At 39.6% G+C, this 25035-nt stretch carries 22 protein-coding genes and 1 pseudogene; 10 read left to right on the top strand and 13 right to left on the bottom strand.

The window, feature by feature from the left end; genetic code table 11:
* Positions 1 to 6: 6 nt before the first annotated feature.
* Positions 7 to 723 (bottom strand): FadR/GntR family transcriptional regulator, encoded by a 717-nt coding sequence (locus tag NST97_RS14620; RefSeq protein WP_063388391.1) that lies wholly within the window; start codon positions 721 to 723, stop codon positions 7 to 9.
* Positions 724 to 1039: 316 nt separating this feature from the next.
* Here NST97_RS14620 and NST97_RS14615 point away from each other — a divergent pair, with 316 nt between their 5' ends.
* Entirely contained in the window at positions 1040 to 1807 is a 768-nt protein-coding gene (locus tag NST97_RS14615; protein WP_066247136.1) for an inositol monophosphatase family protein, read from the top strand.
* A gap of 190 nt (positions 1808 to 1997) precedes the next feature.
* Here NST97_RS14615 and NST97_RS14610 read toward each other — a convergent pair whose 3' ends face one another.
* Positions 1998 to 2936 (bottom strand): amidohydrolase family protein, encoded by a 939-nt coding sequence (locus tag NST97_RS14610; protein ID WP_117017460.1) that lies wholly within the window; start codon positions 2934 to 2936, stop codon positions 1998 to 2000.
* A 20-nt stretch (positions 2937 to 2956) separates the two neighbouring features.
* A complete protein-coding gene (locus NST97_RS14605; protein ID WP_311066782.1) occupies positions 2957 to 3736 on the bottom strand; it encodes an IclR family transcriptional regulator in 780 nt (259 codons plus the stop codon).
* A 211-nt stretch (positions 3737 to 3947) separates the two neighbouring features.
* On the opposite strand from NST97_RS14605, the gene NST97_RS14600 reads away from it, so the two are divergent.
* The 9 genes and pseudogenes from NST97_RS14600 to NST97_RS14560 all read left to right on the top strand — a co-directional run bounded on the left by NST97_RS14600 (position 3948) and on the right by NST97_RS14560 (position 11809).
* Positions 3948 to 5408, top strand: coding sequence for an aldehyde dehydrogenase (locus NST97_RS14600; protein WP_063388380.1), 1461 nt, complete (start codon positions 3948 to 3950; stop codon positions 5406 to 5408).
* A gap of 85 nt (positions 5409 to 5493) precedes the next feature.
* Complete coding sequence (locus tag NST97_RS14595) at positions 5494 to 6069, top strand: 2-keto-4-pentenoate hydratase (protein ID WP_445684602.1); 576 nt, start codon at positions 5494 to 5496, stop codon at positions 6067 to 6069.
* Positions 6070 to 6149: 80 nt separating this feature from the next.
* Positions 6150 to 7508 (top strand): transposase family protein, encoded by a 1359-nt coding sequence (locus tag NST97_RS14590; RefSeq protein WP_341343141.1) that lies wholly within the window; start codon positions 6150 to 6152, stop codon positions 7506 to 7508.
* A 215-nt stretch (positions 7509 to 7723) separates the two neighbouring features.
* Positions 7724 to 7975: pseudogene (locus tag NST97_RS14585) on the top strand (fumarylacetoacetate hydrolase family protein); the annotation flags it as partial.
* A gap of 20 nt (positions 7976 to 7995) precedes the next feature.
* Positions 7996 to 8880 (top strand): acetaldehyde dehydrogenase (acetylating), encoded by an 885-nt coding sequence (locus NST97_RS14580; RefSeq protein ID WP_339210850.1) that lies wholly within the window; start codon positions 7996 to 7998, stop codon positions 8878 to 8880.
* Entirely contained in the window at positions 8873 to 9919 is a 1047-nt protein-coding gene (gene dmpG, locus NST97_RS14575; protein WP_445684601.1) for a 4-hydroxy-2-oxovalerate aldolase, read from the top strand. Before NST97_RS14580 ends, dmpG begins: the two co-directional genes overlap by 8 nt.
* Positions 9920 to 9933: 14 nt before the next feature.
* Positions 9934 to 10719 carry a 2-keto-4-pentenoate hydratase gene (locus NST97_RS14570; RefSeq protein WP_130157905.1) on the top strand — a complete coding sequence of 262 codons (786 nt, stop codon included), beginning with the start codon at positions 9934 to 9936 and terminating at the stop codon, positions 10717 to 10719.
* Entirely contained in the window at positions 10720 to 10953 is a 234-nt protein-coding gene (locus tag NST97_RS14565) for a 4-oxalocrotonate tautomerase (RefSeq protein ID WP_257790172.1), read from the top strand.
* A gap of 22 nt (positions 10954 to 10975) precedes the next feature.
* Positions 10976 to 11809 (top strand): DODA-type extradiol aromatic ring-opening family dioxygenase, encoded by an 834-nt coding sequence (locus NST97_RS14560; RefSeq protein WP_094244966.1) that lies wholly within the window; start codon positions 10976 to 10978, stop codon positions 11807 to 11809.
* A gap of 718 nt (positions 11810 to 12527) precedes the next feature.
* Here NST97_RS14560 and NST97_RS14555 read toward each other — a convergent pair.
* From NST97_RS14555 to NST97_RS14510, 10 genes are all read right to left on the bottom strand, one after another.
* Complete coding sequence (locus tag NST97_RS14555; protein WP_063388387.1) at positions 12528 to 13550, bottom strand: LLM class flavin-dependent oxidoreductase; 1023 nt, start codon at positions 13548 to 13550, stop codon at positions 12528 to 12530.
* A 615-nt stretch (positions 13551 to 14165) separates the two neighbouring features.
* A complete protein-coding gene (locus tag NST97_RS14550) occupies positions 14166 to 15380 on the bottom strand; it encodes an acyl-CoA dehydrogenase family protein (RefSeq protein WP_063388388.1) in 1215 nt (404 codons plus the stop codon).
* A gap of 42 nt (positions 15381 to 15422) precedes the next feature.
* Positions 15423 to 16682 carry an acyl-CoA dehydrogenase family protein gene (locus tag NST97_RS14545; protein ID WP_082830215.1) on the bottom strand — a complete coding sequence of 420 codons (1260 nt, stop codon included), beginning with the start codon at positions 16680 to 16682 and terminating at the stop codon, positions 15423 to 15425.
* 359 nt (positions 16683 to 17041) lie between these two features.
* Positions 17042 to 18034: an aldo/keto reductase gene (locus NST97_RS14540; RefSeq protein ID WP_117017030.1), complete on the bottom strand. Its 993-nt coding sequence runs from the start codon at positions 18032 to 18034 to the stop codon at positions 17042 to 17044.
* A gap of 48 nt (positions 18035 to 18082) precedes the next feature.
* Entirely contained in the window at positions 18083 to 19453 is a 1371-nt protein-coding gene (locus tag NST97_RS14535) for an LLM class flavin-dependent oxidoreductase (protein ID WP_341343387.1), read from the bottom strand.
* A 108-nt stretch (positions 19454 to 19561) separates the two neighbouring features.
* Positions 19562 to 20452, bottom strand: a complete 891-nt coding sequence (locus tag NST97_RS14530; RefSeq protein ID WP_117017028.1) for a MetQ/NlpA family ABC transporter substrate-binding protein — start codon at positions 20450 to 20452, stop codon at positions 19562 to 19564.
* Between the two features lie 31 nt (positions 20453 to 20483).
* Positions 20484 to 21146, bottom strand: a complete 663-nt coding sequence (locus tag NST97_RS14525; protein WP_063386545.1) for a methionine ABC transporter permease — start codon at positions 21144 to 21146, stop codon at positions 20484 to 20486.
* Positions 21136 to 22161 carry a methionine ABC transporter ATP-binding protein gene (locus NST97_RS14520; protein WP_117017027.1) on the bottom strand — a complete coding sequence of 342 codons (1026 nt, stop codon included), beginning with the start codon at positions 22159 to 22161 and terminating at the stop codon, positions 21136 to 21138. The genes NST97_RS14525 and NST97_RS14520 overlap by 11 nt, the downstream gene beginning before the upstream one ends.
* 342 nt (positions 22162 to 22503) lie before the next feature.
* Positions 22504 to 23712, bottom strand: coding sequence for an acyl-CoA dehydrogenase family protein (locus tag NST97_RS14515; protein ID WP_063386543.1), 1209 nt, complete (start codon positions 23710 to 23712; stop codon positions 22504 to 22506).
* Between the two features lie 22 nt (positions 23713 to 23734).
* The gene (locus NST97_RS14510; RefSeq protein WP_063386542.1) at positions 23735 to 24967 is read right to left on the bottom strand and encodes an acyl-CoA dehydrogenase family protein; all 1233 of its coding nucleotides are present in this window, start codon (positions 24965 to 24967) and stop codon (positions 23735 to 23737) included.
* Positions 24968 to 25035: the final 68 nt, after the last annotated feature.

The following is a 25035-nucleotide window of genomic DNA, read 5'->3' as shown; positions in this document are numbered from 1 at the left end:
AAAACATTAATTTTTCTCTGGCAGCATGCCTAATACATTGCTTCGCAAATTGCTTAAATGGACTTTCATCGCTTCCGATGCTTTTGCTTTATCTTTCTGTTTCACGGCTTCCAAAATCGCTTCATGTTCAAAAAAAGATTCAGAATAACGCGCTTGCGACTGCAACGTTTGCTTTCGCACTTGGCGGTATAAATTCAAATTCGTATCCATAAATGAGATGAACACAAAATTATGTGTCGCTTGGGCGAGAGATAAATGAAAGTTGCTGTCTGCATCTATTTCCTCTTCCGGATTTTTTAACTTTTCTTCCATTAATTTCAATGCCTTTTCCATCTTTTCTATATCTTCTTTCGTTGCCCTTTCGCATGCTATTTCAGCAATTTTTGGCTCCAATGCTTCCCGGGCCTCCAAAAATTGAATCACTGTTGTTTTTTCGAGTACATCAATAGGGTTGATCTGATATTTCAGAATCAAGCTTTGATCGACTTTTTGAACGAACCGTCCGCCGCCTGGTTTTGAAATAATGATTCCTTCCGATTCTAAAACTCTGCATGCTTCCCGCAAAGAAGTCCTGCTGCACCCGAGAATTTTCGCCAATTCACGCTCCGGAGGCAGGCGGTCATTTGGTTTTAGTTTTCCTTCTTCTATCAGTTGCTTAATTTGATCAACAATTTTTTCGTAAACTCTCGTATTGGTGAGCTCATTAAATATATTGGATTTCATAAACATGTTCCTTTCATTTTTTGGGCTGTTGGGCAGTCCAATTTTATTAAAATTATAATATTCTGTCATTAAATCGTCAAGCTGCTGCACCATCGAACATGTAAAACACCGTAAGATATGAAGAGAAAAGCGTTCAATGCAAGATGTAAGATGATTTTTCTTATCCAAGGCATTTCATTTCTCATGTGGAAACGTTTCATTACACTTCTAAAGCAAGTGTGTGTTAACATTCCATCTATTCCTAAATTTCTTGAAATATATTATGATTAATTAATAGCAATCAATCCGTGATTCATTTTTCCGAAGGAGGAACGCAATGTATAAGCAATATTTGCCTTTTGCGATAAAGTTAGCTAAAGAGGCCGGTGAATTGATTCGGCCGTATGCAGGAAAAGCTGGGCAGCAAACATTAAAGTCAGCAAAAGATTTTGTGACTGAAATGGATTTGAAAGCTGAAAAGCTGATCATTGATCGCATTCAGGAGACATATCCTGATCACCGCATATTCAGTGAGGAAGCCGGCAGCATTGGGGGAAAGGATGAATTTGAATGGGTGATTGACCCTATTGACGGGACCATCAACTACAGCTTCGGCGTTCCGCTTTACGGAGTTTCCATCGCCCTAACCTATCAAAATGATCCAGTCGTCTCTGCTATATCATTGCCTGCTTTTGGGGAAACGTATTGGGCAGCAAAGGGAGAAGGAGCCTATTTAAATGGAAATGCTATAAACATTCGAAATGCCAGCCTGGCGGAAGCTTTTATTTCCATTGGCGATTTTGCAAAGGACGCCAATAAACAAACGAATAAAGAGCGCATTTCATTGCTTGAAAACATTGTAAACGACGTTTACCGAGTCAGAATGATCGGAACAGCTGCTGTCACTTTAGCCTACATTGCTTGCGGCAAACTTGATATCGCAGTCTACTATAAGCCTAATTTTTATGATATTGCTGCTGGACAGCTGCTTGTGTGCGAAGCGGGCGGAGCTATACAAACGATCGGAAATTATACTGTCATTGCTGATCAAAAAATAATAGACGAGATAGCACCTTTACTGCCTGTTCAGCACACAACGGCATAAAAGCAGTCCGCAAGTCTAGACTGCTTTTATGCTTTTCTGCTGCCATATAATACAACGACATTTCCGTTTTCATGATGCTGGGCCCGTTCGTGAAATAACGTTTTGCTAACAAAAACCGGAACGATGATTCAAAAGATAAATCATTTAGCGATTGATTGTCCAGCCTGCTGGCTTAAAAGACGAAAAGCTTTTAAAAATCTATTAATGAACTTGCCCCTTTGCAATGCTTTTCATTTGGAGGCCAGACAGAAAGGTCGAACGGAAAATCGGAGCCAGGCACTACTCGATCTTCTCCCACTATTCGCACTAAATAGTCAATGCTTGCTTGCTCCCACAAAACATTGTCATACCAAAAACGCTTTAAGTATTCTTTCGGAGAGGATGTTAAATTTTTTGAAACCGCTTCCCATTCTTCGTATCCTTTTTCTATTCTGCCGATTTGGTAAGGCAAAAATCCTCCGCCATGGGCAAATAATATTTTCACATTTGGAAATCGATCAATCAATCCGCTTAATAAAAGATCTGTAGCACAAATCGTTGTTTCCCACGGAACACCGATTAAATTTGGCATCATTCTTCTTTTCAAGCGAGGATCTTCGCTCAATAACGGATGAATGAAAACAATCGCTTTCAACCGATCGGCTTCTTCAAAAAATGGGATAAAAAATTCATCTGACAGCATATGATTAGCTGCCCCAGGACCGATAATGGCTCCTTTTAACCCTTTTCCCATCGCATCTGTCAAGATTTGTGCAGCTTTATCCGGGTTATTTAACGGAACCGTTGCCAGCGCAGACAATTTTTCCGGGAACGATTGCACAAGCCGCGCTAATGAATCATTATACACGCCGGATAGTTCAGCAGTGATTTCTTCCGGAAACTCGTACATAAAAAGCTGCGGTATCGGTGAAATGACGGAATGATGAACTCCCGCTTTCAATTGTTCGTTTAAAAAAAGGGTTAAATCTAAAAAAGATTTTTTTAATTCAAATCCCCATTTTTGATTAACAATCAAAAACTCTTCCTTATCCTTTTCTTTTTTCACCCATTCAGCATGAATAGTTTCTTTATGTTCTTTTACCCATTCCATCACGCCTTCAGGGATGAAATGTGTATGAAAATCATACATCTCTCCACTCTCCCACCAAATTAAGAAAAATTCAAATACCCCATTCTTTCAGAAATTTCCTTGCTGGCTGCGATCACTTGTTTCGCCATCGCTTTAAGCTTGTAAGAATTGATTCGTTGTTTTGGACCGACTACAGAAAGTGCTGCAATAACCTTTCCGGTATAATCATAAATCGGGGCGGCAATGGAATTAACTCCCTCGGACAATTCTTCAATGCTAACGGCATACCCATTCTCCCTTACTTTTTTTAAATGATCTCTCAGCTTCTCAGGATCCGTAATCGTATTTTTAGCAAAACGCTTTAACCCTTTAGATATAATTTTTTCGACCGTTTCATTTTCCGAAAATGCAATTAAAACTTTTCCAGAGCTCGTGCAATAAGGCGGATTGCGTCTCCCGATATGGGTTAAAAATCTTACGGGGTGATTGCACTCTACTTTTTGCAAATAAACAACTTCTAAATTGTCCAATACAGAAATATGGGCAGTTTCACCGGTTGCTTCGACCAGTTTATTTAGTACAGGCTGCGATTCTCTGTAAATATCCATATTGCTGAATAGCACGCCGCTTAAAGATAAAATGGATAATCCCAATCTGTATTTCTTCGTTTCTGAATCTTTATAAACAAATCCTTCACTTGCCAACGTCTTCATTGTCCTGCTGACTGTGCTTTTATTTAATCCTAGAGAATTGGATAAATCGCTTATTTTTTTTTCTGGCTCTTCCATTGTAAAGCTTTTCAATATTTTCAGCGCATTTTTGATGGAAGAAAGCTGATTTTTCTCGTCTTTTCCATTCAATGTACACCCTCCCCCTCTACATCAATTTTCTTTATACGAGAATATATCAAATATATGAACAACTGAAAAGTAAAAAATTAAATATTTCGATATTTTTAAAAATTTTTATATTTGTTGCATATATAGCAATTTAGAAGTTGAAAGTGCAACATAGGGAAACTACCATTAAAGTCACAGTTGAAATTTATGATGATATTCGGGAGGGTGAATCATGCCAATCAACTCAAACGGAACGATTAACTGCTTGCATTTTATTAACGGACAATTTGTTGAATCCGATAACAAAAGGACCTTTGACAATATTAATCCTGCAACTGAGGAAGTAATCGGAACAGTCGCTGAAGGAGGAAAAAAAGAAGTCGACTATGCCGTTTCCGCTGCCAAAAGGGCTTTGAACGGCCCTTGGAAAAACATAACATTAACGGAGCGTTCAAAAATTTTGCGGCGCATTGGCGATTTAATCCAAGAAAGACAGGATGAGCTGGCACGATTGGAATCATTGGATACAGGAAAACCGCTATCTCTTGCAAAAAAAATTGACATTCCCCGTGCTGCCTATAACTTCCACTTCTTCGCTGACTACATCATTTCGATTACGAATGAAGCTTATCAGCAAGATGATCAGGCCATTCATTATGCACACAGGCGCCCAGTCGGAGTAGTGGGAATTATCAAGCCTTGGAATTTACCTCTTTTATTATTGACTTGGAAGCTGGCTCCATGTTTAGGAATGGGCAACACAGCTGTTATTAAACCTGCAGAGTGGACTCCTTTAACCGCTACTGCATTAATGGAAATTTGCAAAGAGGCCGGTGTTCCGGACGGAGTTGTCAACCTTGTTCATGGCTTCGGTCCAAACTCCGCTGGGGCAGCAATTGCCGAACATCCTGACATTGACGCCATTTCCTTTATCGGTGAACCGGGTACAGGAGCAGCCATTATGAAAGCAGCATCTAATTCCTTGAAAAAACTTTCATATGAATTGGGCGGCAAGAATCCAAACATTATTTTTGCCGATTCAGATTTAGATGAAGTCATTGAAACTACCATCAAATCAAGCTTTATTAACCAAGGCGAAGTTTGTCTTTGCGGTTCAAGAATTTATGTAGAGCGCCCAGCTTATGAAGAGTTTTTAGAAAAATTTGTAAAGAAAACAAAAGAATTAAAGATTGGCGATCCATTTGAAAATGGCACAGATGTCGGCGCACTCGTAAGCAAGGAACATTACGAACGCGTCAACAGCTACATCGACATAGCCAAGCAAGATGGGGCAGAAATTTTAACAGGCGGAAAGCGTCCAGACGGATTAGATAAGGGTTATTATCTCGAACCTACAATCATAACTGGTTTGGATCGAAATTCCCGCTGCGTACGGGAAGAAATATTCGGCCCAGTTGTAACTGTCTCTCCGTTTGACATGGAGGAGGAAGTTATAGCCCAAGCCAATGATACACATTACGGATTAAGCGCAACTATTTGGACAAATAATTTACGGCGTGCACACAGGGTGGCACATCAAATTGAAGCAGGCATCATTTGGGTCAACACCTGGTTCCTGCGTGATTTACGAACGCCGTTTGGAGGAATGAAGCACAGCGGAATTGGCAGAACGGGCGGCATGCACAGCTTAGATTTTTATACAGAGCTTTCAAACATAACGATAAAGCTATAATTTAAGGTGCCGTTGAAACATAAGGAGTATGTTAAAATAGCCTGCTTACCAAATCATTCTGTCTGAATGAGAAAGGAAGGAAAAAATGTTAACAACGAAAATTGCCAACTTTGCCAATCAACTGCAGGAAGCTGAAGCTTTAAACAGGGCGACAGATCCTCTTACTTCCGTTGATCCGAATCTGACTGCCGAAGAAGCTTATCTTATACAACTGGAAAATATAAAAAGAAAGGTCGATCAAGGTCAAAAAATTGTCGGAAAAAAAATCGGTTTAACATCTTTAGCAATGCAAAAGCTGCTTGGAGTCGATGAACCGGACTATGGACATTTATTAGATTACATGGTCGTTGAAAACGGCGGAAGCATTTCCATGAAAAAAGTTTTGCAGCCGCGAGTAGAAGCTGAAATTGCCTTCATTTTAAAAAAGGAGCTTAAAGGTCCAAACGTAACCGCTTTAGACGTGATCTTAGCAACTGACTATATTGTTCCGGCATTAGAAATTGTCGACAGCCGCATTAAAGATTGGAAAATCAAGCTGGCTGACACCATTGCCGACAACGCTTCATCCGGATATTTCTTATTGGGAGGAAAACCGGAAAAAATAGAAAATGTTGATCTCGAATTAATTGCAGCCCTGAAGAGTAAAAATTCTTCGAGATAATTCCACCCAAACTTTGCCAAATATGTGATAATAAGGGTATATAAAAAACCTAATATATTGGCATTTGGGGGGATTTTTTTATGGTAACGAGGAAAGAAAAGCGTGAAATGGAAAAAGAGGTAAATTATTTATTCGAGTTGCTAAAAACGCAAAATCACTTTTTTAAAAATTTGAACAAATTACTTAAAGATGTTGATGATCCAAGGCACCAAAGCTATATCACCTATGACACGGAAGTCCTTTTGATGATGGTTATTTTGAAAAATGCATGCAACTTAAAAAGTATGCGCGAAATGACAAACGAATTTAATAAGGAAGAGTGCATTAAAAATTTGGGGAAATTGTTGGGGAATGAAGATTTGGAAGAACTGCCCCATTATGACACAATCAATGATTTTTTGGCACGAGTGAACCCGGCAGAACTTGAAAGGATCCGAATCGATATGATCAAGAAATTATTCAAAAAGAGGTGTTTTGAATCCTATCGTATCAACGGGAAATACTGGGGTATTGCCATAGATGGGACCGGTATTTTTACTTTTGACAAAAAACATTGTGAACACTGCCTGAAACGGGAGCGCAAATACATAGACAAGGAAACGGGTGAAGAAAAAATAAAGACCATCTACATGCATCATGTCTTGGAAGCCAAGTTAATTGTGGGAAATATGGTACTAAGTGTGGCCTCCGAGTTTATTGAAAATGAATCAGAGGACGTGGAAAAGCAAGATTGTGAGTTGAATGCTTTTTATCGACTGACTGCTAGACTGAAAGACACCTTTAAAAAACTGCCTATCTGTCTGATTGCCGATAGTCTTTATGCCTGCGAAAATGTATTTAAACAATGCAAGGCGAATAATTGGAACTACTTATTCCGTTTTAAGGAAGATCGTATTAAAAGCATCACCGATGAGTTTCAAGCGTTAAAAAATATGGAAGAGGAGGAAGGCAAGAAAGCCAATGTGGTAAAGATACGTGAAAGCGAACAGCGAGGGGAAATCACCTGGGTGAACGATATTGATTACAGAGGCTTTGGGGTGAATGTTTTCGAATGCGAATTAGAAGATGAAAAAAGAAAACAAAAATTTACCTTTATCACAGATATAAAAATCACAAAAAACAATGCAAAGAAACTGATGAACGCTGGCAGAAGCCGCTGGAGAATAGAGAATGAGGGGTTTAACAGACAAAAAAACCTGCGCTACCACATTGAACACGCAAGCAGCCAAGATTACAATGCCATGAAAAATCACTACCTATTAACCCAAATTACAGAGATTATCATGGTGTTACATGAGCATGGGTCAAAAATATTGAGAAGCATGAAGAAAACGATAAAAGAAATATCCTCGCGATTGTTAGAAGCCTTCCGTGGGCAAACACTAACAGACGAGGATATCGCACAACTGGGAAAACCTATGCAAATTAGGTTTACCTAGCGAATTAATTGTACCAAAGGATGTGATGTTTGGCAAAGAAAAAAAGTTATCCACAACAAACAAAAATAAGTTATCCACATTTTTTAAAAAAATAAGCAAAATTGGTTCTTTTTGACCCTTTTTGTAAATAAATTTAACTGGAAAATTTTACCAATTGTGAATAAGTCGTATTTCCACAATACTACCAGAAATTGATAAATTTACTCTTCATAGCTGAATTAATTGGAATGAGCTTGACAAAAAACGGGGAACTAGTCAATACCGGTGTCGGCGCAGCAGCATTAGGCAATCCGGCAAACTGTGTCGCATGGCTCGCCAACAGGCTGGCTGATTTTGATATTTCTTTACGTCCCGGAGAAATCATTTTATCAGGCGCTCTATCCAGAGCCGCTGATGCACAAGCTGGAGACGTCTTTACGGCGCGGTTCGCTCATCTCGGGCATGTAACTGTATCATTTACAGAATAATAGATTGAAAGGAGAATTTTATGAATAAAGTAAAGGTTGGAATTTTAGGGTCCGGCAACATCGGAACAGATTTAATGTACAAAATCCGTCGATCAGATGTGTTGGAGCTTACAACGGTCATCGGAATTGACCCCTCATCGGACGGATTAAAAAAAGCAAAAGATTTCGGATATTACACGATTGATACCGGCATTAAAGGTTTTTTAGAAAATCCCGATCTAGCGGATATTCTATTTGATGCCACCTCCGCAAAAGCTCATATACGCCATGCAAAATTGCTGAAGCAAGCAGGGAAAAAAGTTCTTGACTTAACACCTGCTGCCGTCGGTCCGTCTGTCATACCTCCTGTAAATATTGATAAACATTTGGATGCCGACAACATTAATTTAATTACATGCGGAGGCCAAGCGACGATTCCGATCGTTCATGCCATCAACAAAGTTCAGCCTGTCAAATATGCAGAAATTGTGGCAACGATTTCAAGCAAAAGCGCCGGTGCCGGAACTAGAGCAAATATTGACGAGTTTACCGAAACGACAGCGCGCGGAATCGAGGAAATCGGCGGCGCTAAAAAAGGGAAGGCTATCATTATTTTAAACCCTGCTGAACCGCCGATTATGATGAGAGATACGATATATTGCCTTGTAGAAAATGATTTTGTCGATCAAAAAAAGATTACTCAATCCGTCAAAGATATGGTGGAAGTAGTCCAATCTTATGTACCGGGCTATCGCTTAAGACAAGAACCTCTCTTTGACGGAAATAAAATAACAGTTTTTATTGAAGTGGAAGGCGCTGGAGACTATTTGCCGACTTATTCAGGCAATTTGGATATCATGACAGCCGCAGCAGTGAAAGTGGCGGAGGAATGGGCGAAAAATATTACTTCTAAAGTGAATGTTTAAGGAAGGAGTGAATATCGTGGGAGAACGTAACATACTGATTACTGAAGTCGCTTTAAGAGACGGCAGCCACGCGATTCGACATCAATATACTGTGGATCAAGTCGTAGCCGTCGCAAAAGGGTTGGATGATGCCAATGTACCTTATATTGAAGTTTCGCACGGAGACGGTTTAGGTGGCTCATCTCTGCAATACGGACTTTCTTTAACAAATGAAATGGAATTGATCGAAGCCGCTGTATCTACTGTCACGAATGCCAAAATTGCTGTTTTGCTTTTGCCGGGAATCGGGACAATGAAAGAATTAAAACAAGCTGCACAGCTGGGGGTAAAAATGGCGAGAATCGCCACTCATGTAACAGAAGCGGATATTTCAGCACAGCATATTGCTTTCGCAAAAGAATTAGGATTGGAAACTGTCGGTTTTTTGATGATGGCCCATATGGTTCCAACAGAAAAACTGGTTGAGCAAGCAAAGCTTATGGAGAGCTATGGAGCTGATGTTGTATACGTTGTCGATTCAGCTGGCGCTTTTCTGCCGCATGAAGTAAAAGAAAGGATTCAAGCTTTAAAAAACAGCTTGTCAATTGAAATCGGATTCCATGGCCATAACAATCTTTCCCTAGCAATGGCCAATACATTAGCAGCCATTGAAGAAGGAGCGACGCGGATTGACGGAAGCATCCGCTGCTTAGGCGCCGGTGCAGGCAACACTCAAACGGAAGTATTAATCGCGGTGCTCAACCGTTTAGGAATCAACACCGGAATCGATTTATACAAAATTATGGACGTAGCCGAAAACATAGTAGCCCCCATTTTGGAAAAGCCGCAAGAAATTACAAAAGATGGACTAATACTCGGATATGCTGGAGTATATTCAAGCTTCCTGTTGCATGCACAAGCTGCCGGCAAAAAATTCGGAATTGATTCGCGCGACATATTAGTTGAGCTTGGCAAAAGAAAGGTTGTTGGCGGTCAAGAGGATATGATTATTGATGTAGCTGCTGAAATTTCAAAACAAAAACAAACGGCACATACTTAAGGAGGATGCAGCAAATGGCTGGCGCAGATATAAAAAAAATTGCTGACTACTTAGTAACAGCGGAAAAGGAAAAACGTGAAGTAAAAAAGGTAACGGCCTCATTAAAACCGGATTTGTCCGTCGAAGAAGCCTACGCCATTCAACAAGAGATTGTCAATATGAAAATAAATGAAGGTCACCGTATCATCGGTCCAAAAATGGGTTTGACAAGTTTTGCTAAGATGAAGCAAATGAAGGTCAATGAGCCTATTTACGGCTATGTATTCGATTATATGGTGATCAATAACGGCGGAGCATTGCCTTTTCATGACTTAATCCACCCAAAAGTGGAGGCGGAAATCGCTTTTGTATTAAAAGAAGATATTGAAGGACCTGGTGTCAATGGTGCACAGGTGCTTGCGAAAACAGAATACGTGATGCCGGCTCTTGAGATCATCGACAGCCGATATGAAAATTTTGATTTTACGCTTCCTGATGTAATCGCTGACAATGCGTCAACATCCCGGGTTGTATTCGGAACGTCTTTGAAAAAGCCGGAAGGATTAGAACTTGATTTAGTTGGATCGACTCTTTCCATAAACGGCGAAATAAAAGAGTTAGGAGCCGGAGCCGCTGTGCTTGGCCATCCTGCCCATTCCGTCGCTCTGCTTGCCAATATGTTATCACGAAAAGGACAAAAGCTGCGTGCAGGTGATGTCATTCTAACAGGAGGAATCACGAGCGCCGTCTTGATAAACAAAGGCGACTATGTCACAGGAAAATTTGACGGATTGGGCGAAGTAAGCTTCCATGTTGTTTAAATAGCGAAAGAAAAAAATTTCTTACCTGATAGGAGGGATGACATGCCTTTTGTTACTATTCAAATCATGGAGGGCAGGCCGCCAGAGAAAATAAAGGAGTTAATTCAAAATGTAACAAATACTGTATCGGAAACGCTCGATTCACCAAAAGAAAACATCCGCGTTTTAGTGACAGAGGTGCCAAAAACCCATTGGGGAATTGCGGGCAAACCCGCATCTGAAGTAAGAAAATAATTTTAAAGGAGGAGAAGTAGCGATGACGATTGAGCTGGCTATGTTAGCGCCTCATGTGCCAAGCATGTGCCATTTTGACCAAGTCCCCGACTTTCAAAAGAATATGGCCATTGAAATGCAAAAGATGTCAAAGACAATTTATGATTTAAAACCGGATGCCATCGTTCTTGTTTCCTGCCATTGGCCGTCGACTTTTTTCCATTATGTTGATTGCACTCCTGTCCATAAGGGCATTTTAACCGCTTTTGAATGTCCTGATTTAATTCGTGATGTTCCATATGAATATCCCGGAGATAAACAGCTTGGTGATGAACTAGTAAAAATCGGTCAAGATGCTGGACTGCAAGTTGTAGGAATAGACGACCCTTACTATGTTTGGGATTACGGAACGGTTGTGCCTCTTAGATACCTTGTGCCGAATGAAGACATACCTGTTGTGAATTTGTCCGTGACGATGGCTGCCACTTTAGATGAAACGTATAAATGGGGACAGCTGATTGCAAAAGTATTAAAAGAAAGCGAAAAGAAAATTGTATTTGTTTCAAGCGGCGCACTTTCCCACAATTTAGTCCGCGGCAGACACAATAAACCGACCGCTTCAGAACATGCACTAGATAAACAATTCATTAGTTATATATTAAACAAAGAATATGATGCAGCCTATCAAATGCTTCCTCAATACGCCCGTCTGGCAAAGGTAGAATCAGGAGGAAGACATCTCGCCATGCTATTAAGCATGCTTGAAGACGATGACCAACCGAAATATTGGGCAGACGGCCAATCTTCCGGCAGCTGGAACGCACTGATCACATTTGAGAAAGTAAGTCAGCCGGCAGCCCCAAAAGTTAAGAACTAACATTCAATCAATAATAAAGAAACATGCCGTCGTTTAAAAAACAACAACGTTTTGAAAAAAATATTTTGAACCTCCTGTTTTGTAAGCGTTTACTGTTATTTTATAAGGCTATTAGAATTGGAATATTCCCTGAAATGGCATCTTTTTTTGCCTAGTTTCAGCAATTCTCTTAAAATCGCATCATATAAAAAATGTTGCGGGGCTGTCCAAAAAGTCAGGATTAACTGACTTTTTGGAGCCCCTTCATTTTAGGAACTTATCGGACAGGTCATTTTTTCTATCTTGTTTATATCCTTCAGAAGTCTATGAAGGACTTTTCTTATGCTCTCTTTCTGAATTCGTTCTTCAAAAGTTTTATGACAGACATTCAGCACATACAATTGCTTCTAGTTGACTTCATGCCTCTATGAAGGACAGGATTTTTTTGTCCTTCACAGTAGTATTGCTCCAAAATCCTTCATTTTAGGAACTCATCGGGCAGCCCATTTCAGAAAAGTTATAACTACATCAAATATCTGCTATCAGAGAAATAATAGCAAGCTGTCAGCAAAGCTGATAGCCTGTTTCGAGAATCCGCAATTCATAAACATCGTTGCTTTTATGACAGCATAAATAACATTTCTGAAAAAGGAGTCTGCCGCTCTCAGATCTCTTCCCGAACTGAAAAAGTTAAACAGTATTGATAGTTGCCGAAAATAACATATTTAAAATAAAAGAACTACATTTCATTCTTTATCTCAGATAAAATACGGTACGAATGCACGCGAGCCGAATGGTCGTATATATATGAAACAACCATTATTTCGTCTACCTGAGTGTCATCCAAAAATTTTTGAAGCTTCTCTTTTATTGTTTGCTTAGATCCAACAAACGAAAAATAAAGCTGATGGCGTACCGCTTCTTTTTCAAATTCATTCCATTCTCCATCCATGCTTTCAACAGGAGGCTGCAACAATCTAGAAGTTCCTCGGATCACGCCCAAAAACATTTGATACAAGCTGGTTGCAAGATACTTCGCCTCTTCATCGGTATCTGCTGCCACGACATTCACACACGCCAACGCATACGGCTCCTTCAAATGTTCTGACGGCTGGAACTGGTCACGATATATTTTCAGTGCTTCATATAAGTGATTCGGTGCAAAATGGCTTGCAAACCCAAAAGGAAGTCCAAGCTTTGCTGCAAGCTGAGCGCTATACGTACTTGATCCAAGCAGCCAAACAGGAACATTTAATCCCTCACCAGGAACTGCGCGTACATATCCTTTCCGCTTCTCTTTCGGAGCAAAATAATTGATGAGTTCTTGGACGTCGTTTGGAAATTCTGATACTGACCCATGTAAATTTCTTCGCAATGCCATGGATGTCACCTGATCTGTTCCAGGAGCACGTCCTATCCCTAAATCAATTCGACCTGGATACAACGACTCTAATGTCCCGAATTGTTCAGCAATCACAAGAGGAGCATGGTTCGGAAGCATGACGCCTCCAGATCCTACACGAATCGTTTTCGTACCTCCTGCAATATAACCTATTAATACAGAAGTAGCTGAGCTTGCGATGCCCTCCATATTATGGTGCTCTGCAAGCCAATAACGTTTATATCCAAATCGTTCAACATTTTGCGCAAGGTCTAAACTGTTTTTGAATGTGTCAGCCGGCGTTTTCCCTAATAAAACAGGAGCCAAATCCAAAACTGAGAATTCAATCTCTTCCAGTCTTTTTTTCTGAGAATTCGTCATTTTTTCAACTCCTTTTAAACTCTCCTTATAAGGATTGTAAAAAACTGTTCAATGGTATTACAAGGAATTTGCCTGCCGCACAACTTCTCACGGTGAAAAATGCTTTGTGATTTTTTTTGGTTCATTGAAGTCTAACGTGAAAATCTGTCTTTTCCCATAAACGTTGAAAAAACACTTTTAAGTCTCGCGCTTTCAGTTTTCCAATGCTTCTTCTGTTTTAAAGTTGAAATGTTGTTTGTTATACGCTTCCCTGACAGGCAAAACTCTCGTCTACTTCCCTTGTAAATGATCAGCCACTTAAAATTGCGAATGTCCTCTATTTTTCACAAAATAAAACCTCACACCTACTATAAAAAAGAAGTGTGAGGCTTATTCATATAGTTCATCGAAATGGTTATATCTAGAGTTTTTAAAGTTTGGCAAAATAAGTCTTTAAAACATTGTAAAAAACAACAGATTTTTTGAGCAATTGGTCATTTATTCATTAATTCATAATTATTCTAACAGCGTTACAGACAATTGACCTACCGATTCATCCATTCATCATTATCCTAAATAGGCAGTAAAGTTCTTACAGATTTCAGACTCCAAATAAAAATGCATTGCTGGTTTGGTTTATTTTCTTTCATTCTCATTCCAAAGATTCAACGGCAATTCTAATAAAATTTTTGCCACTTGGTCGCGGGCGATATTATTAGATGGAGCCATCGGGATTCCTGCCCGGGCATCGCGGTAAAGCCGTTCAAAAGGTCCTTCAATATAGCCATAACCGCCCGCTACATCCATCGCAATTCGTGCAGCAAAATCTGCTGTTTCGGATGCTTTCACTTTAAATTCTATGACTTCGGATGCCAATGAGCTTATAGGTTGCCCTTCTGCCAGCAATTCATCATAATGTCTTGCTAAATCTATCTGCCATGCTTTTAAACCTGCAATTCTTATTTTCACTTCTGCCAATTTTTCACGAATGACTTGATGGTCAGCCAAACTATTATTAAATCCTTTGTTAACTGCATTCTTAACATGTTTAACAGCCAGTTCTAGTGCACCTTGGGCAACACCGAGCCAAACAGATGCAATACCCAGTATATAAATAGGGTTTGCGCCTTCATCCATGATTTCTCTTCCTAACCCTTCGTATCCCACTAGATCGCGGCCGCTTACTTTTATATTGTTAAACGTAATTGGACCACTGTGGCTTCCTCTTACACCTAATGCATTCCATGGCTTTGCAACTATACCGTCATTATGGCCGTCAACGATAAAGAAGCTAATGTTACTAGGGTCGTCAGAATCAGGTGTTCTCGTTTGCAAAATATAAAAATCTGCTTGGCCTCCGCTTGTCGTAAAGGATTTTTCAGCATTAATGATATAATCGCTGCCATCGCGCTCAGCCTGGCTTAAGCTAAACCATACATGACCTCTTGTAGCTTTTTCACTAACAGCAAAGGTTCCGATCGCACCATCTCTGATAGGGAGCAGCCACCGTTTCTTTTGATCATCGTTTCCATATAAAACAATTACTTGTGCTGCTCCAACATGCATAGCATATACTAAAGCTGTTGACGCATCAACTTTCCCGATTTCTTCAGCCACGATGGAAAATCCTAAATATCCTAAATCTAATCCTCCCCATTTTTCAGAAAATGTTACTGAATTCCATCCTTCTTTCGCAAGGGCTAACAAACTTTCACGCGGGAACTCCCCACTCTTGTCAATTCGTTCAGCGCTTGGTTTAATGACTTCTTCAATAATTGGCTTAACTTTCTCCCTAATTTCCTCAATAAATGCTCTTGAATACTTTTTGTTAATTGTTTCATAGTTACTCATTTTTAAACACTCCTTTTTATATATAAAATTTTTAAAACATCCTTAAAAGTAAACCTCTCTTATTGGAAGATCTGTACTGTTCACGACGTAGTCGCCAATAGCTCTAGCTTTGTAAACTGTTGGATTATGTGAAGCAAGAGTGCGAATATTACGCCAGTGACGGTCAAGATGTTTTGATTGTCTCGTTGCGGATGCCCCTCCAACCTCGAAAAGAAGCGTCGAGGCCTGTAAGGCAAGTTGATCTATAATAACCTTGGCCTGTGCAGCTCGCAGGGAAGCTTCATGGCTCAGAGAATAATCGATCACTCCATTAACTGCTGAATTCAGAGCAGCATCAATTGCATCTGCGGCAGCTAGGACAATAGTTTCTGCGGTAAACGCGCTGCTTGAGAGCTGTCCAATGACATGCTGCAGTTGCGGATCTTGTCGAGGTGTATCCGCAGCAGCAAAACTGAATGTCCGTGATCTTCCATGAACTAAAGCTTTAGCGTCTGTCACCACATTCCGCAAGATGCCCGCTATCACTCCATGCAAATAGAGCTGCAGAAAAGAGTTGAAAGGCGTTTTGGAGCCATCAATATATGTTATTTCATCTTGATTGACATACACATTGTGAAGACGTGTAGTACCGCTTCCTGTCCATTTTTGTCCGATGCCGTCCCAGTCATCTTCAATGATGACACCTTCACGATTTGTCGGAATTATTACCGATGCAGGCCTTCCTTCATGAGTTGATGCCGTAACAACTACCCAGTCTGCATACAGTGTGCCGGTACTAAAGTATTTTTTGCCATTCAATAGGAAGCCTTCACCATCCGGTGATAAAGTTGTTTCAAAAACCAAATTTCCAGCATTATTGGATGAAATTTCAGCAGAAGCATTGCCGATGATTTCTCCATTGGCTACTCTTTGCAGCCACTTTTCACGGAGTTTTTCATCCGTAAGCAGCAAAAATTTCTCCACTTGGGAAAAGTGTGAACGAAGGCTGTGTGCGACATCTGGATCAGCTTCCGCTAAACGTATTAAAATTTGAAAAAGATCACGAATACTTGCACCGCTGCCGCCAAGTTCAACAGGTAATCGCAATGCACCCAATCGAGATTTTCGGATTAAATCAAAGGCATAATATGGATGATCTTTACTCCCAGTACTTCTGCGTTTTTCAGCATCTTCTGCAATTGCAGCAATTAAGTATTCTAATTCTGGTGAATCAACTTTTACTGGGCTGGTAAAAGTTAGAGAATTTGATTCATCTTTATTTTTGAAGTTAATCCTTTGATTTAATGGTTTTTGGCTTGACATTCATCAAACACTCCTGTTTTGTTTTTTAAATTTACCAACCACATCTTTTTCGCTGTATTACCGCAAAAAATAATGTGAAAGTTCAAACGTTCAACTGTTTCATCAATCCGTTTTTTTTACACCGCAGCTTACACCACGATTGTTTTGATTCAGGAAATGGATGTCCATTTACCAAGCTCTGATGTTCATCATTAGAATACTTAAGTCCACCATCCCGTAAGAAAAGATTGCTCCAACAGCTTTTCACAAATTGCCATTAAAGGAAAAGACAGCATAACCATTCTCTGATTTCAAATTTGTCAAAGGGTGAAATAATTCTTATGCTAGATTTTTAAAACACTAGCACCGTTTCCTCTGGATTACTTTCTATATTTGCTAAATAAATCCTCATCTGGACTATGATCCGTTGGTAATGGAGGCGCATCTGACAATGCGGATATCTGTTCTCTTTCACTGGCAGTTAAAGGGATTTCTGCCCCAGCAATCGATAGGGCCAGTTGTTCCGGATTACGTGCTCCTATAATTGGAGCAGTTACAGCAGGATGATGTAATACCCATGAAACTGCTAAAGAAGCAGGATGATATCCAAATTGTTTCGCCAGCTCCGTAAATTGATGTGCAACAGTAAAATAATACTGATGACTATATCTTTTCTCATAATTCTTTTGTTCTACTAATCTTCCTTGCTCCGGCTTGTTTGTACTGCTATATTTTCCGGTTAATAAACCTCCGCCGAGCGGACTGTAAGTTATGGCACCTAATTGCTCTGATTGAGCTAACGGAAAAATTTCTACCTCCGCTTGCCGTTTTACGAGATTATACATCGGTTGAATTAACTCAAATCGTGCTAGCTGTTTTCTTTCAGATATTCCTAGAGCTTTTGCAATTTGCCAGGCAGCCCAGTTACTTACAGCGGGAAATAAAATCTTCCCTTGTTTTTGTAAATCATCTAAAGCTCTAACGATTTCTTCAATATCTGTATACTCGTCAAACAGATGAACAAAATAAAATTCAATCCGATCAGTGCCCAATCTTTTTAAACTTTGTTCAACTGATAAAAAAAGATTTCTTCTCGATAAACCGCCGCTATTTAAATCTTTGCCTGTAGGCAAGCCTGCTTTAGAGGTTAAAACAATCTCATCTCGATGACCGGCAATACACTTTCCAAGAATTTCTTCAGCACGTCCATCATTATAAACATTCGCTGTATCAAAAAAGTTTATCCCGGCTTCTCGACATTGCTTATACATCATAATGGAAGTTTCTTCATCTGCAATGCCGCCGAATGACATTGTTCCAAAGCATAAATTTGAAACATGAATGCCTGTCCTTCCAACTGTACGAAATTCCATTATTACCTCCAACATTATGAGCTGAAGGAGAAGCAAACTTTAAAATTGTTAAAAATTCCGATATTTTGCGCCTGTATGATCATCTGGCAGCAGCTTTTTCCCTGTACCAAACAGCTTCTCCCTCAGTGTTCCTTTCTCGTATTCTTTTTTATAGATTCCACGTTTTTGCAGCTCCGGAACAACGAAATGAATGAACTCTTCAATGCTTCCAGGCGTTATAAGATGTGCAAGATTATACCCGTCGATTCCAGTTTGTTCGATCTGGAATTGAATGCTGTCAGCTATTTCAACGGGATTGCCGACTAATACATTATTCCTTCCGATCGTTTCAAACTTGTTTAACACTTCTCGAACAGTTAATTTTCTTGGCGCATCTTTCGTTAATGAAGCAGCTCGAGACTGACCATGTTCCGTATGCTTATATTCAAAAAAGGCGTCTTTATCTTCATATTTAGATAAATCATAGCCTGTTGAACCGCCATATTGAGCTTTTGCCGCTTCAGCACTCCACAATCGATTGTATTCCTCATATTTTAATTCAGCTTCTTCTGTCGTTTCTGCCACAATGACATTTAAAAACGTAAATGCTTTAATATTTTCAGGATTCCGTCCGTATTTTTCAGCCCGTTCTTTAATATCTTGAATATAAAATCTTAATTTTTCGGGCGTCGACCCGCCAACAAACACACACTCTGCATGCTTGGCGGCGAAATCTCTGCCGCGTTCAGAAGAACCTGCCTGAAAAATAACAGGTGTCCGCTGTGCAGAAGGATATGTTAAATGCGGGCCTTTTACGCTGAAATATCGCCCATTATGGTTTATTTCATGAACCTTTTCGGGATCAAATAAAATTTCATTTTCCGCATCGCCAACAAACGCATGCTCCTCCCAGCTACCTTCCCAAAGCTTATAGGAAACCTCCATAAATTCATCGGCAATATCATAACGCTCGTCATGTTTAACAATTTCTTTATGGCCGTAGTTTTGCGCAGCATTTGGCAAATATGAGGTGACAACATTCCAGCCAATTCTGCCGTTTGTAAAGTGATCTAATGTGGAGAAACGACGTGCATTTGAAAACGGATGTTCATACGTTGTGCTGACCGTTACTACAAATGACAAATGCTCTGTAACAGCTGCCACCGCTGGTACAATAAAGGCCGGATCATTTAGCGGAACTTGAACGCCGTCTCGAATCGCAGCATCTTTACTATTTTGATAGACATCATACACTCCGGCTACATCTGCATAAAAAATGGTGTCAAACTTCCCTTTTTCCAACAATTTTCCTAACTCAATCCAATAATGTAGATCATTATAATAAAGATGACGTTTATTTTGAGGATGCTTCCATAATCCGTGAGAATTATGCATAGCTCCTGCCATATCAAAAAGATTTAATATTATCTGCTTTGCCATATTTCTCACTCCAGCATCTTTTCAAAAGTACAAATTCCGATTCTATCAGTCGATTGTCATCAAATTCAAATGCAGCCTTGCTCGCAAATAAACAATTCCTTCCTTATGTTATTCTTTGCCTTGTTTTATATTTTCAACTAAGCGATCTAATTCTTTTTGCAGTTCTGATACTGGCACCTTTGTGACAATGCTTGCACCCTTCGTATCTTCTTCTACTGCTTTAGCTACTTCTTCTGTCTGATAAATTTCCGCAATGGTCTTATATGCCTCATTGTCTTTATTCTTTTCTAAAGTGGCAAAAACGTTAACATACGGCAGTGTATCTTTGCTGTTTGGATCATCATGAAAAATGGCATCTGCTAAAGTATAGCCGACTTGACCAGCTATTCCGCCATTAATAATTGATGCGGCTACATCAGGCAGTACTCTAGGAGTCTGTTGGGCAACGACTTCTACTATTTCAATATTTTTTGGATTTTTAACGATATCTTTTACTGTTGGATAAAGACCGACATCTTCCCTTAACTCAATTAATCCAGCTTGCTGCAGAACCTTTAGCCCTCTGCCTAAATTAGCCGGATCATTTGGAACCGCAATTTTTGAACCATTTGGGATCTCGGATACATCTTTATATTTTTCCGAATACAATCCTAAAGGAGCAACAACAGTTGAGCCAATCGGCACAATATTCACATTATTTTCCGCGATAAATTGACTTAAAAATGCAAGATGCTGGAAGGCGTTCACATCTACCTCGCCATTGACAAGTGCAGTATTTGGCAGCACATAATCGGAAAATTCGACATATTCTACCTTAATATTTTTTTCTAACGCTTTTTTCTTAATGATGTCCCAATACTGTCCATCTGATCCGGTAATCCCCACCTTAACAGTAACGACTTTTTCTTTTTTATCACCAGATGCTGAATCGCTGTTGCAGCCCGCCAGGAGGCCAATCACCAAAATTGTAACTAGTAAATGGAATAGTTTGATTTTCATAAAATAATAATCCCCCTAATATATGATTGATCTATCTGCGTAAAAAGAAACGTGAAAGCATGTTGCCAATAAATTGGGCAATTTGAACAAGAATAATTAATATGACAACCGTAACAATCATGACGGATGTATCAAACCGCTGATAACCATATGTCATCGCAAGATCCCCAAGGCCCCCTCCGCCGACCGTTCCAGCCATGGCGGAAAAATCAATAAGTCCTACGGTGATAAATGTAATTCCTAAAATTAAAGGCCCTAATGCTTCGGGGATTAGTACCCCAAATATTATTTGAATAGGTGATGCCCCCATCGCCTTTGCAGCCTCGATAATACCTGGATCAATTGAGACTAAATTATTTTCTACCACCCTGGCAATGGCAAAAGCTGCAGCAATGGTCATCGGAAAAATAGCCGCTGCCGTTCCAATTGTAGTTCCCACAACGAATCGCGTAAGCGGGCTGATGGCAACTAAAAATATGATGAACGGTATAGGTCGAATAATATTGATTAATAAATTCAAAAATGAAAAGATGAATCTATTTTCTAAAATATTGCCTTTACGGGTGACAAATAGCAGTAGTCCCATGATAATTCCTAAAATACTAGCAAAAATCAATGTGAAAATGACCATTGTAATCGTTTCACCTGTTGCTTGAAGTATTCTAGGCCAAAACGTCGTCCAATCAACTTTCACCGTTTGTGACCTCCCTTACTTCAACTATCTCTGTCAACTCTTTTAATAATTCTTCAATTTGAGAATCAGCTCCAATGAATTCCACGATTAAATTGCCAAACAATTGATTTTGTAGTTCATTGATGCTTCCGTAAATGATATTAAAGTGAATATTATGTTTAGCTGTTAATGTCGATAATATAGGTTGACTCGCAGTGTCTCCTGAAAATACAATTCGATAAAGCTTTCTTTCATGATCCTTCCTTAACTTTTCAAGCAAGCTCGAAGATAATTTTTCATTTACAACCGAACTGATAAAATTTTTCGTCGTTTTTTCTTGAGGATTTGAAAATATATTAAAAACCTCACCCTCTTCAATGATTCTCCCGTTTTCCATAACCGCTACGCGATTGCAAATTTTTCGAATCACGTTCATTTCATGTGTTATTAATAAAATCGTAATATTGAATTCTTCATTCACTTTTTTCAATAGATTTAATATTTCATTAGTGGTTTCTGGATCTAAAGCCGAGGTAGCCTCATCACATAACAGAATGTCTGGTGAAGTTGCAAGCGCTCGTGCAATCCCTACTCTTTGTTTTTGACCTCCAGACAACTGTTCTGGAAATTTGTCAGCTTTGTCTTCAAGACCAACAAATTGTAATAGCTCTGTAACTCGTTGGTGGATTTCCTCCTTCGATTTTTTCTCCAATTTTAAAGGGTAAGCAATATTGCCATATACCGTGCGAGAATTAAATAGATTAAATGTTTGAAAAATCATTCCAATTTTTCTTCTTAATTGCCGCAGATCTTTCGAAGATATGGAATTCAAATCATAATTATCGACTATAATATTTCCTTTTGTCGGACGTTCGAGTAAATTCACTAACCTAAGCAGTGTACTTTTTCCGGCTCCGCTAAAGCCGATGATTCCAAAAATGTCGCCTTTTTTAATGTGAAGCGAAACATCTTTTACAGCTTCTACTTTTTTCCCACCAGACTCGTATATTTTACTAACTCTCTCTAGCCTAATCATCAATTTCCTCCACCAACCGAAAATTTATCTAGATCTATATACAATATCCCCTTTGTTCAAAACGTTTAATGCGGGAACTACTCGAGTGTTTGGGGATGGTGCTTCTCCCATCTTAACTCTTTATGTTTAATTTAATTTGTTTAACTTGGAAAAATGGCGATGAACCATAATACTTTGACACATTTGTGCAATGCAAAAAATTTTTTTCCTTGTCATATTGTGAAAAAGAAAGGCCTTAATTTCATTTTTCATGAAATTAAGGCCTCTGGTGTTCCAGTCAGCAAATATTATGCACTTTTCTGCTCAGCAGCAGAAAATGCTCCCACAGTCTCCAGCATCCTCCTATTTAAATTGCACTTCTTTCAAGCTATTTCGATATTCTTCAATCACGGATTTCGAAACTTGACTCACGACCATGTCATTTAAAGGAGGATTATATAAACCACACTGAACATCCCTAAAATATCTTTCTAATGGCAAATCTTTCGATAACGAATGACCGCCTGCGATTCTCATAGCCAGCTCTACTATTTTGATCGCATTATTACATACTGTATATTTTGTAATAGAGACTTCATTGCTTAACTTATCTCGAACATGTAAATTTCGGTCCCATTTTTCAGCTAAACCGTATAACAGGTATCTTGATACAGCGATTAAAATTTCGATTTCTCCAATTTTATCCTGAACATGCGGCGCCTCTAGAATAACATCTCCTAGACTTGGTGAAAATTTCTCAGCCGCATACTTTAAAATAAAATCTCTGGCTGCAATCGCAATCCCTAAATAAATGGCTGGCAACTGCAGCGTGTAGGCACTGCTGTTGCCCTTAAAGCGGTTGTTCTTCCCCTTGTCAATGTAAGACAATAACGCCTCTTCCGGCACAAACACATCATGCAGTTCGATATCATGGCTGCCTGTTGCTCTCATTCCCAAAACATTCCATGTATCTATCAATTGTACCGAATCATTTTTTTTAATTAAAAATTCGGCCGTTTTATCTTCTTCTTCGACATATGCCAAAATCGTAAAATGCGACACAATTGGCGCCAATGTTGCAAGTGCCTTTCTTCCTGAAATGATATATCCGTCTTTCGTTTTTCTCGCAATTGTTGATGGGGTTCCGCCTCTTACAATATTGCCTGATGTCCGCTCCGTGACAAAAACATTTAATAATGAACCTTCCTCAACGGCCTCTCTGCATATTTTCGCAAAAATTTCTTCTTTCCAAGGCCGGAAATCCCTAAGGCTAAAGAATGCCATTAAGTGCCATCCTATCGCCAGTGCCGTAGAACCACAGGCTTTCGCTAATCGTTCTTGTACAAGCAAAATTTCATATAATGAAAGTTCTTCACCTCCAAATTCTTTAGGGATTGTTAGCTTATGATAACCCTCTTTTTTCAGGATTTCGATATGCTCAAACGGAAATTCTCCTGTTTCATCATATTTATCAGCTGTCTGTCGAATTTTCTCTGCAATGCGCTCCGCATATTCTACGAGCCTTGCATCTCGTTCATTTCGAATCGTCTGATTGCTTGCGTTAAAATCCATTGTGCATCCTCCAATAAAATCCTTAGAAGTAAACCTCTCTTATCGGAAGCTTCGTACCATTCACAACATAATCGCCAATAGCTCTTGCTTTGTAGGCTATCGGATTATGGGAAGCAAGTGTGCGAATATTGCGCCAGTGGCGGTCAAAATGCTTGGATTGTCTCGTAGCTGAAGCGCCGCCAACCTCAAAGAGAAGTGTAGCTGCTTGTAATGCAAGGTGATCGATAATAACTTTCGCCTGAGCAGCTCGCAGGGAAGCCTCATGACTTAAATCAAAGTCTATTTCTCCATTAACCGCCTCATTCACTGCTATGTCTAATGCATCTGCGGCAGCCAGCACAAGTGCTTCTGCGGCAAACGCGCTGCTTGAAAGCTGCCCAATAATTTGCTGAAGCAGCGGATCAGCCGCTGGCGTATCTGCCGATGCAAAAGTAAAGGTTCTGGATCTTCCATGAACTAAAGCTTTAGCGTCTGTCACCACATTCCGCAAAATACCCGCTATCACTCCTTGCAGATAGAGCTGTAAAAATGAATTGAAAGGCGTCTTCGTCTCATCAATAAATGTTACTTCTTCTCGATTGACATATACATTGTTTAAGCGTGTTGTACCGCTTCCTGTTAATTTTTGTCCGATACCATCCCAGTCATCTTCAATGATGACGCCATCACGATTTGTCGGAATAAACGCGGAAACAGGTTTTCCTTCAGGGGTTGATGCCATAACGATTACCCAGTCGGAATATATGGTACCGGTGCTAAAATATTTCGTACCGTTTAATCGGTATCCTTCGCCATCTTGAGTCAAAGTTGTTTCAAAAATCAAATGACCAACATTTTTTGATGAAATTTCCGTAAAGGCATTCCCAATAATATCTCCTTTTGCCACGATTCCCAACAATTGCTCACGTCGTTCTTTATCCGGATTTCGAAGTATTTCTTCTACTTGCCAATAATGGGCACGAAGGCTGTGCGCCACATCCGGATCGGCTTCAGCTAAACGGATTAGGACATAGAAAAGATCACGAATACTAGCTCCTCCACCGCCTAGTTCAACAGGCAGACGTAAAGCACCCAATCGAGATTGCCGAATTAAATCGAAGGCGTGATAAGGCAGTTCTTCACTGCCGGCATTTCTTCGTTCCTCAGCTTCTTTGGCAATTACATCAATCAATTGATCTAATTCAGGCGAATCAACTTTTACCGGACCGTTAAAAGTCAAAGAGCTTGCTTCATTTAATTGATTTTGAATTGACATCTTTTATGCACTCCTTTAATCGTATTTTAAATTTCACTATTCACATCTTTTTAGTAATATTTATTTGT

The organism is Aeribacillus sp. FSL K6-1305 (genome assembly GCF_038050115.1).
Taxonomy (GTDB): Bacteria; Bacillota; Bacilli; order Bacillales; family Aeribacillaceae; genus Aeribacillus; species Aeribacillus composti.
This window is presented reverse-complemented; position numbering and strand designations above follow the sequence as displayed.

Coding starts and splice junctions, on each gene's coding strand:
- NST97_RS14620 (WP_063388391.1), bottom strand. CDS start 723: ATGAAATCCAATATATTTAATGAGCTCACCAATACGAGAGTTTACGAA.
- NST97_RS14615 (WP_066247136.1), top strand. CDS start 1,040: ATGTATAAGCAATATTTGCCTTTTGCGATAAAGTTAGCTAAAGAGGCC.
- NST97_RS14610 (WP_117017460.1), bottom strand. CDS start 2,936: ATGTATGATTTTCATACACATTTCATCCCTGAAGGCGTGATGGAATGG.
- NST97_RS14600 (WP_063388380.1), top strand. CDS start 3,948: ATGCCAATCAACTCAAACGGAACGATTAACTGCTTGCATTTTATTAAC.
- NST97_RS14595 (WP_445684602.1), top strand. CDS start 5,494: ATGTTAACAACGAAAATTGCCAACTTTGCCAATCAACTGCAGGAAGCT.
- NST97_RS14590 (WP_341343141.1), top strand. CDS start 6,150: ATGGTAACGAGGAAAGAAAAGCGTGAAATGGAAAAAGAGGTAAATTAT.
- NST97_RS14580 (WP_339210850.1), top strand. CDS start 7,996: ATGAATAAAGTAAAGGTTGGAATTTTAGGGTCCGGCAACATCGGAACA.
- dmpG (WP_445684601.1), top strand. CDS start 8,873: ATGTTTAAGGAAGGAGTGAATATCGTGGGAGAACGTAACATACTGATT.
- NST97_RS14570 (WP_130157905.1), top strand. CDS start 9,934: ATGGCTGGCGCAGATATAAAAAAAATTGCTGACTACTTAGTAACAGCG.
- NST97_RS14560 (WP_094244966.1), top strand. CDS start 10,976: ATGACGATTGAGCTGGCTATGTTAGCGCCTCATGTGCCAAGCATGTGC.
- NST97_RS14555 (WP_063388387.1), bottom strand. CDS start 13,550: ATGACGAATTCTCAGAAAAAAAGACTGGAAGAGATTGAATTCTCAGTT.
- NST97_RS14550 (WP_063388388.1), bottom strand. CDS start 15,380: ATGAGTAACTATGAAACAATTAACAAAAAGTATTCAAGAGCATTTATT.
- NST97_RS14545 (WP_082830215.1), bottom strand. CDS start 16,682: ATGTCAAGCCAAAAACCATTAAATCAAAGGATTAACTTCAAAAATAAA.
- NST97_RS14540 (WP_117017030.1), bottom strand. CDS start 18,034: ATGGAATTTCGTACAGTTGGAAGGACAGGCATTCATGTTTCAAATTTA.
- NST97_RS14535 (WP_341343387.1), bottom strand. CDS start 19,453: ATGGCAAAGCAGATAATATTAAATCTTTTTGATATGGCAGGAGCTATG.
- NST97_RS14530 (WP_117017028.1), bottom strand. CDS start 20,452: ATGAAAATCAAACTATTCCATTTACTAGTTACAATTTTGGTGATTGGC.
- NST97_RS14520 (WP_117017027.1), bottom strand. CDS start 22,161: ATGATTAGGCTAGAGAGAGTTAGTAAAATATACGAGTCTGGTGGGAAA.
- NST97_RS14515 (WP_063386543.1), bottom strand. CDS start 23,712: ATGGATTTTAACGCAAGCAATCAGACGATTCGAAATGAACGAGATGCA.
- NST97_RS14510 (WP_063386542.1), bottom strand. CDS start 24,967: ATGTCAATTCAAAATCAATTAAATGAAGCAAGCTCTTTGACTTTTAAC.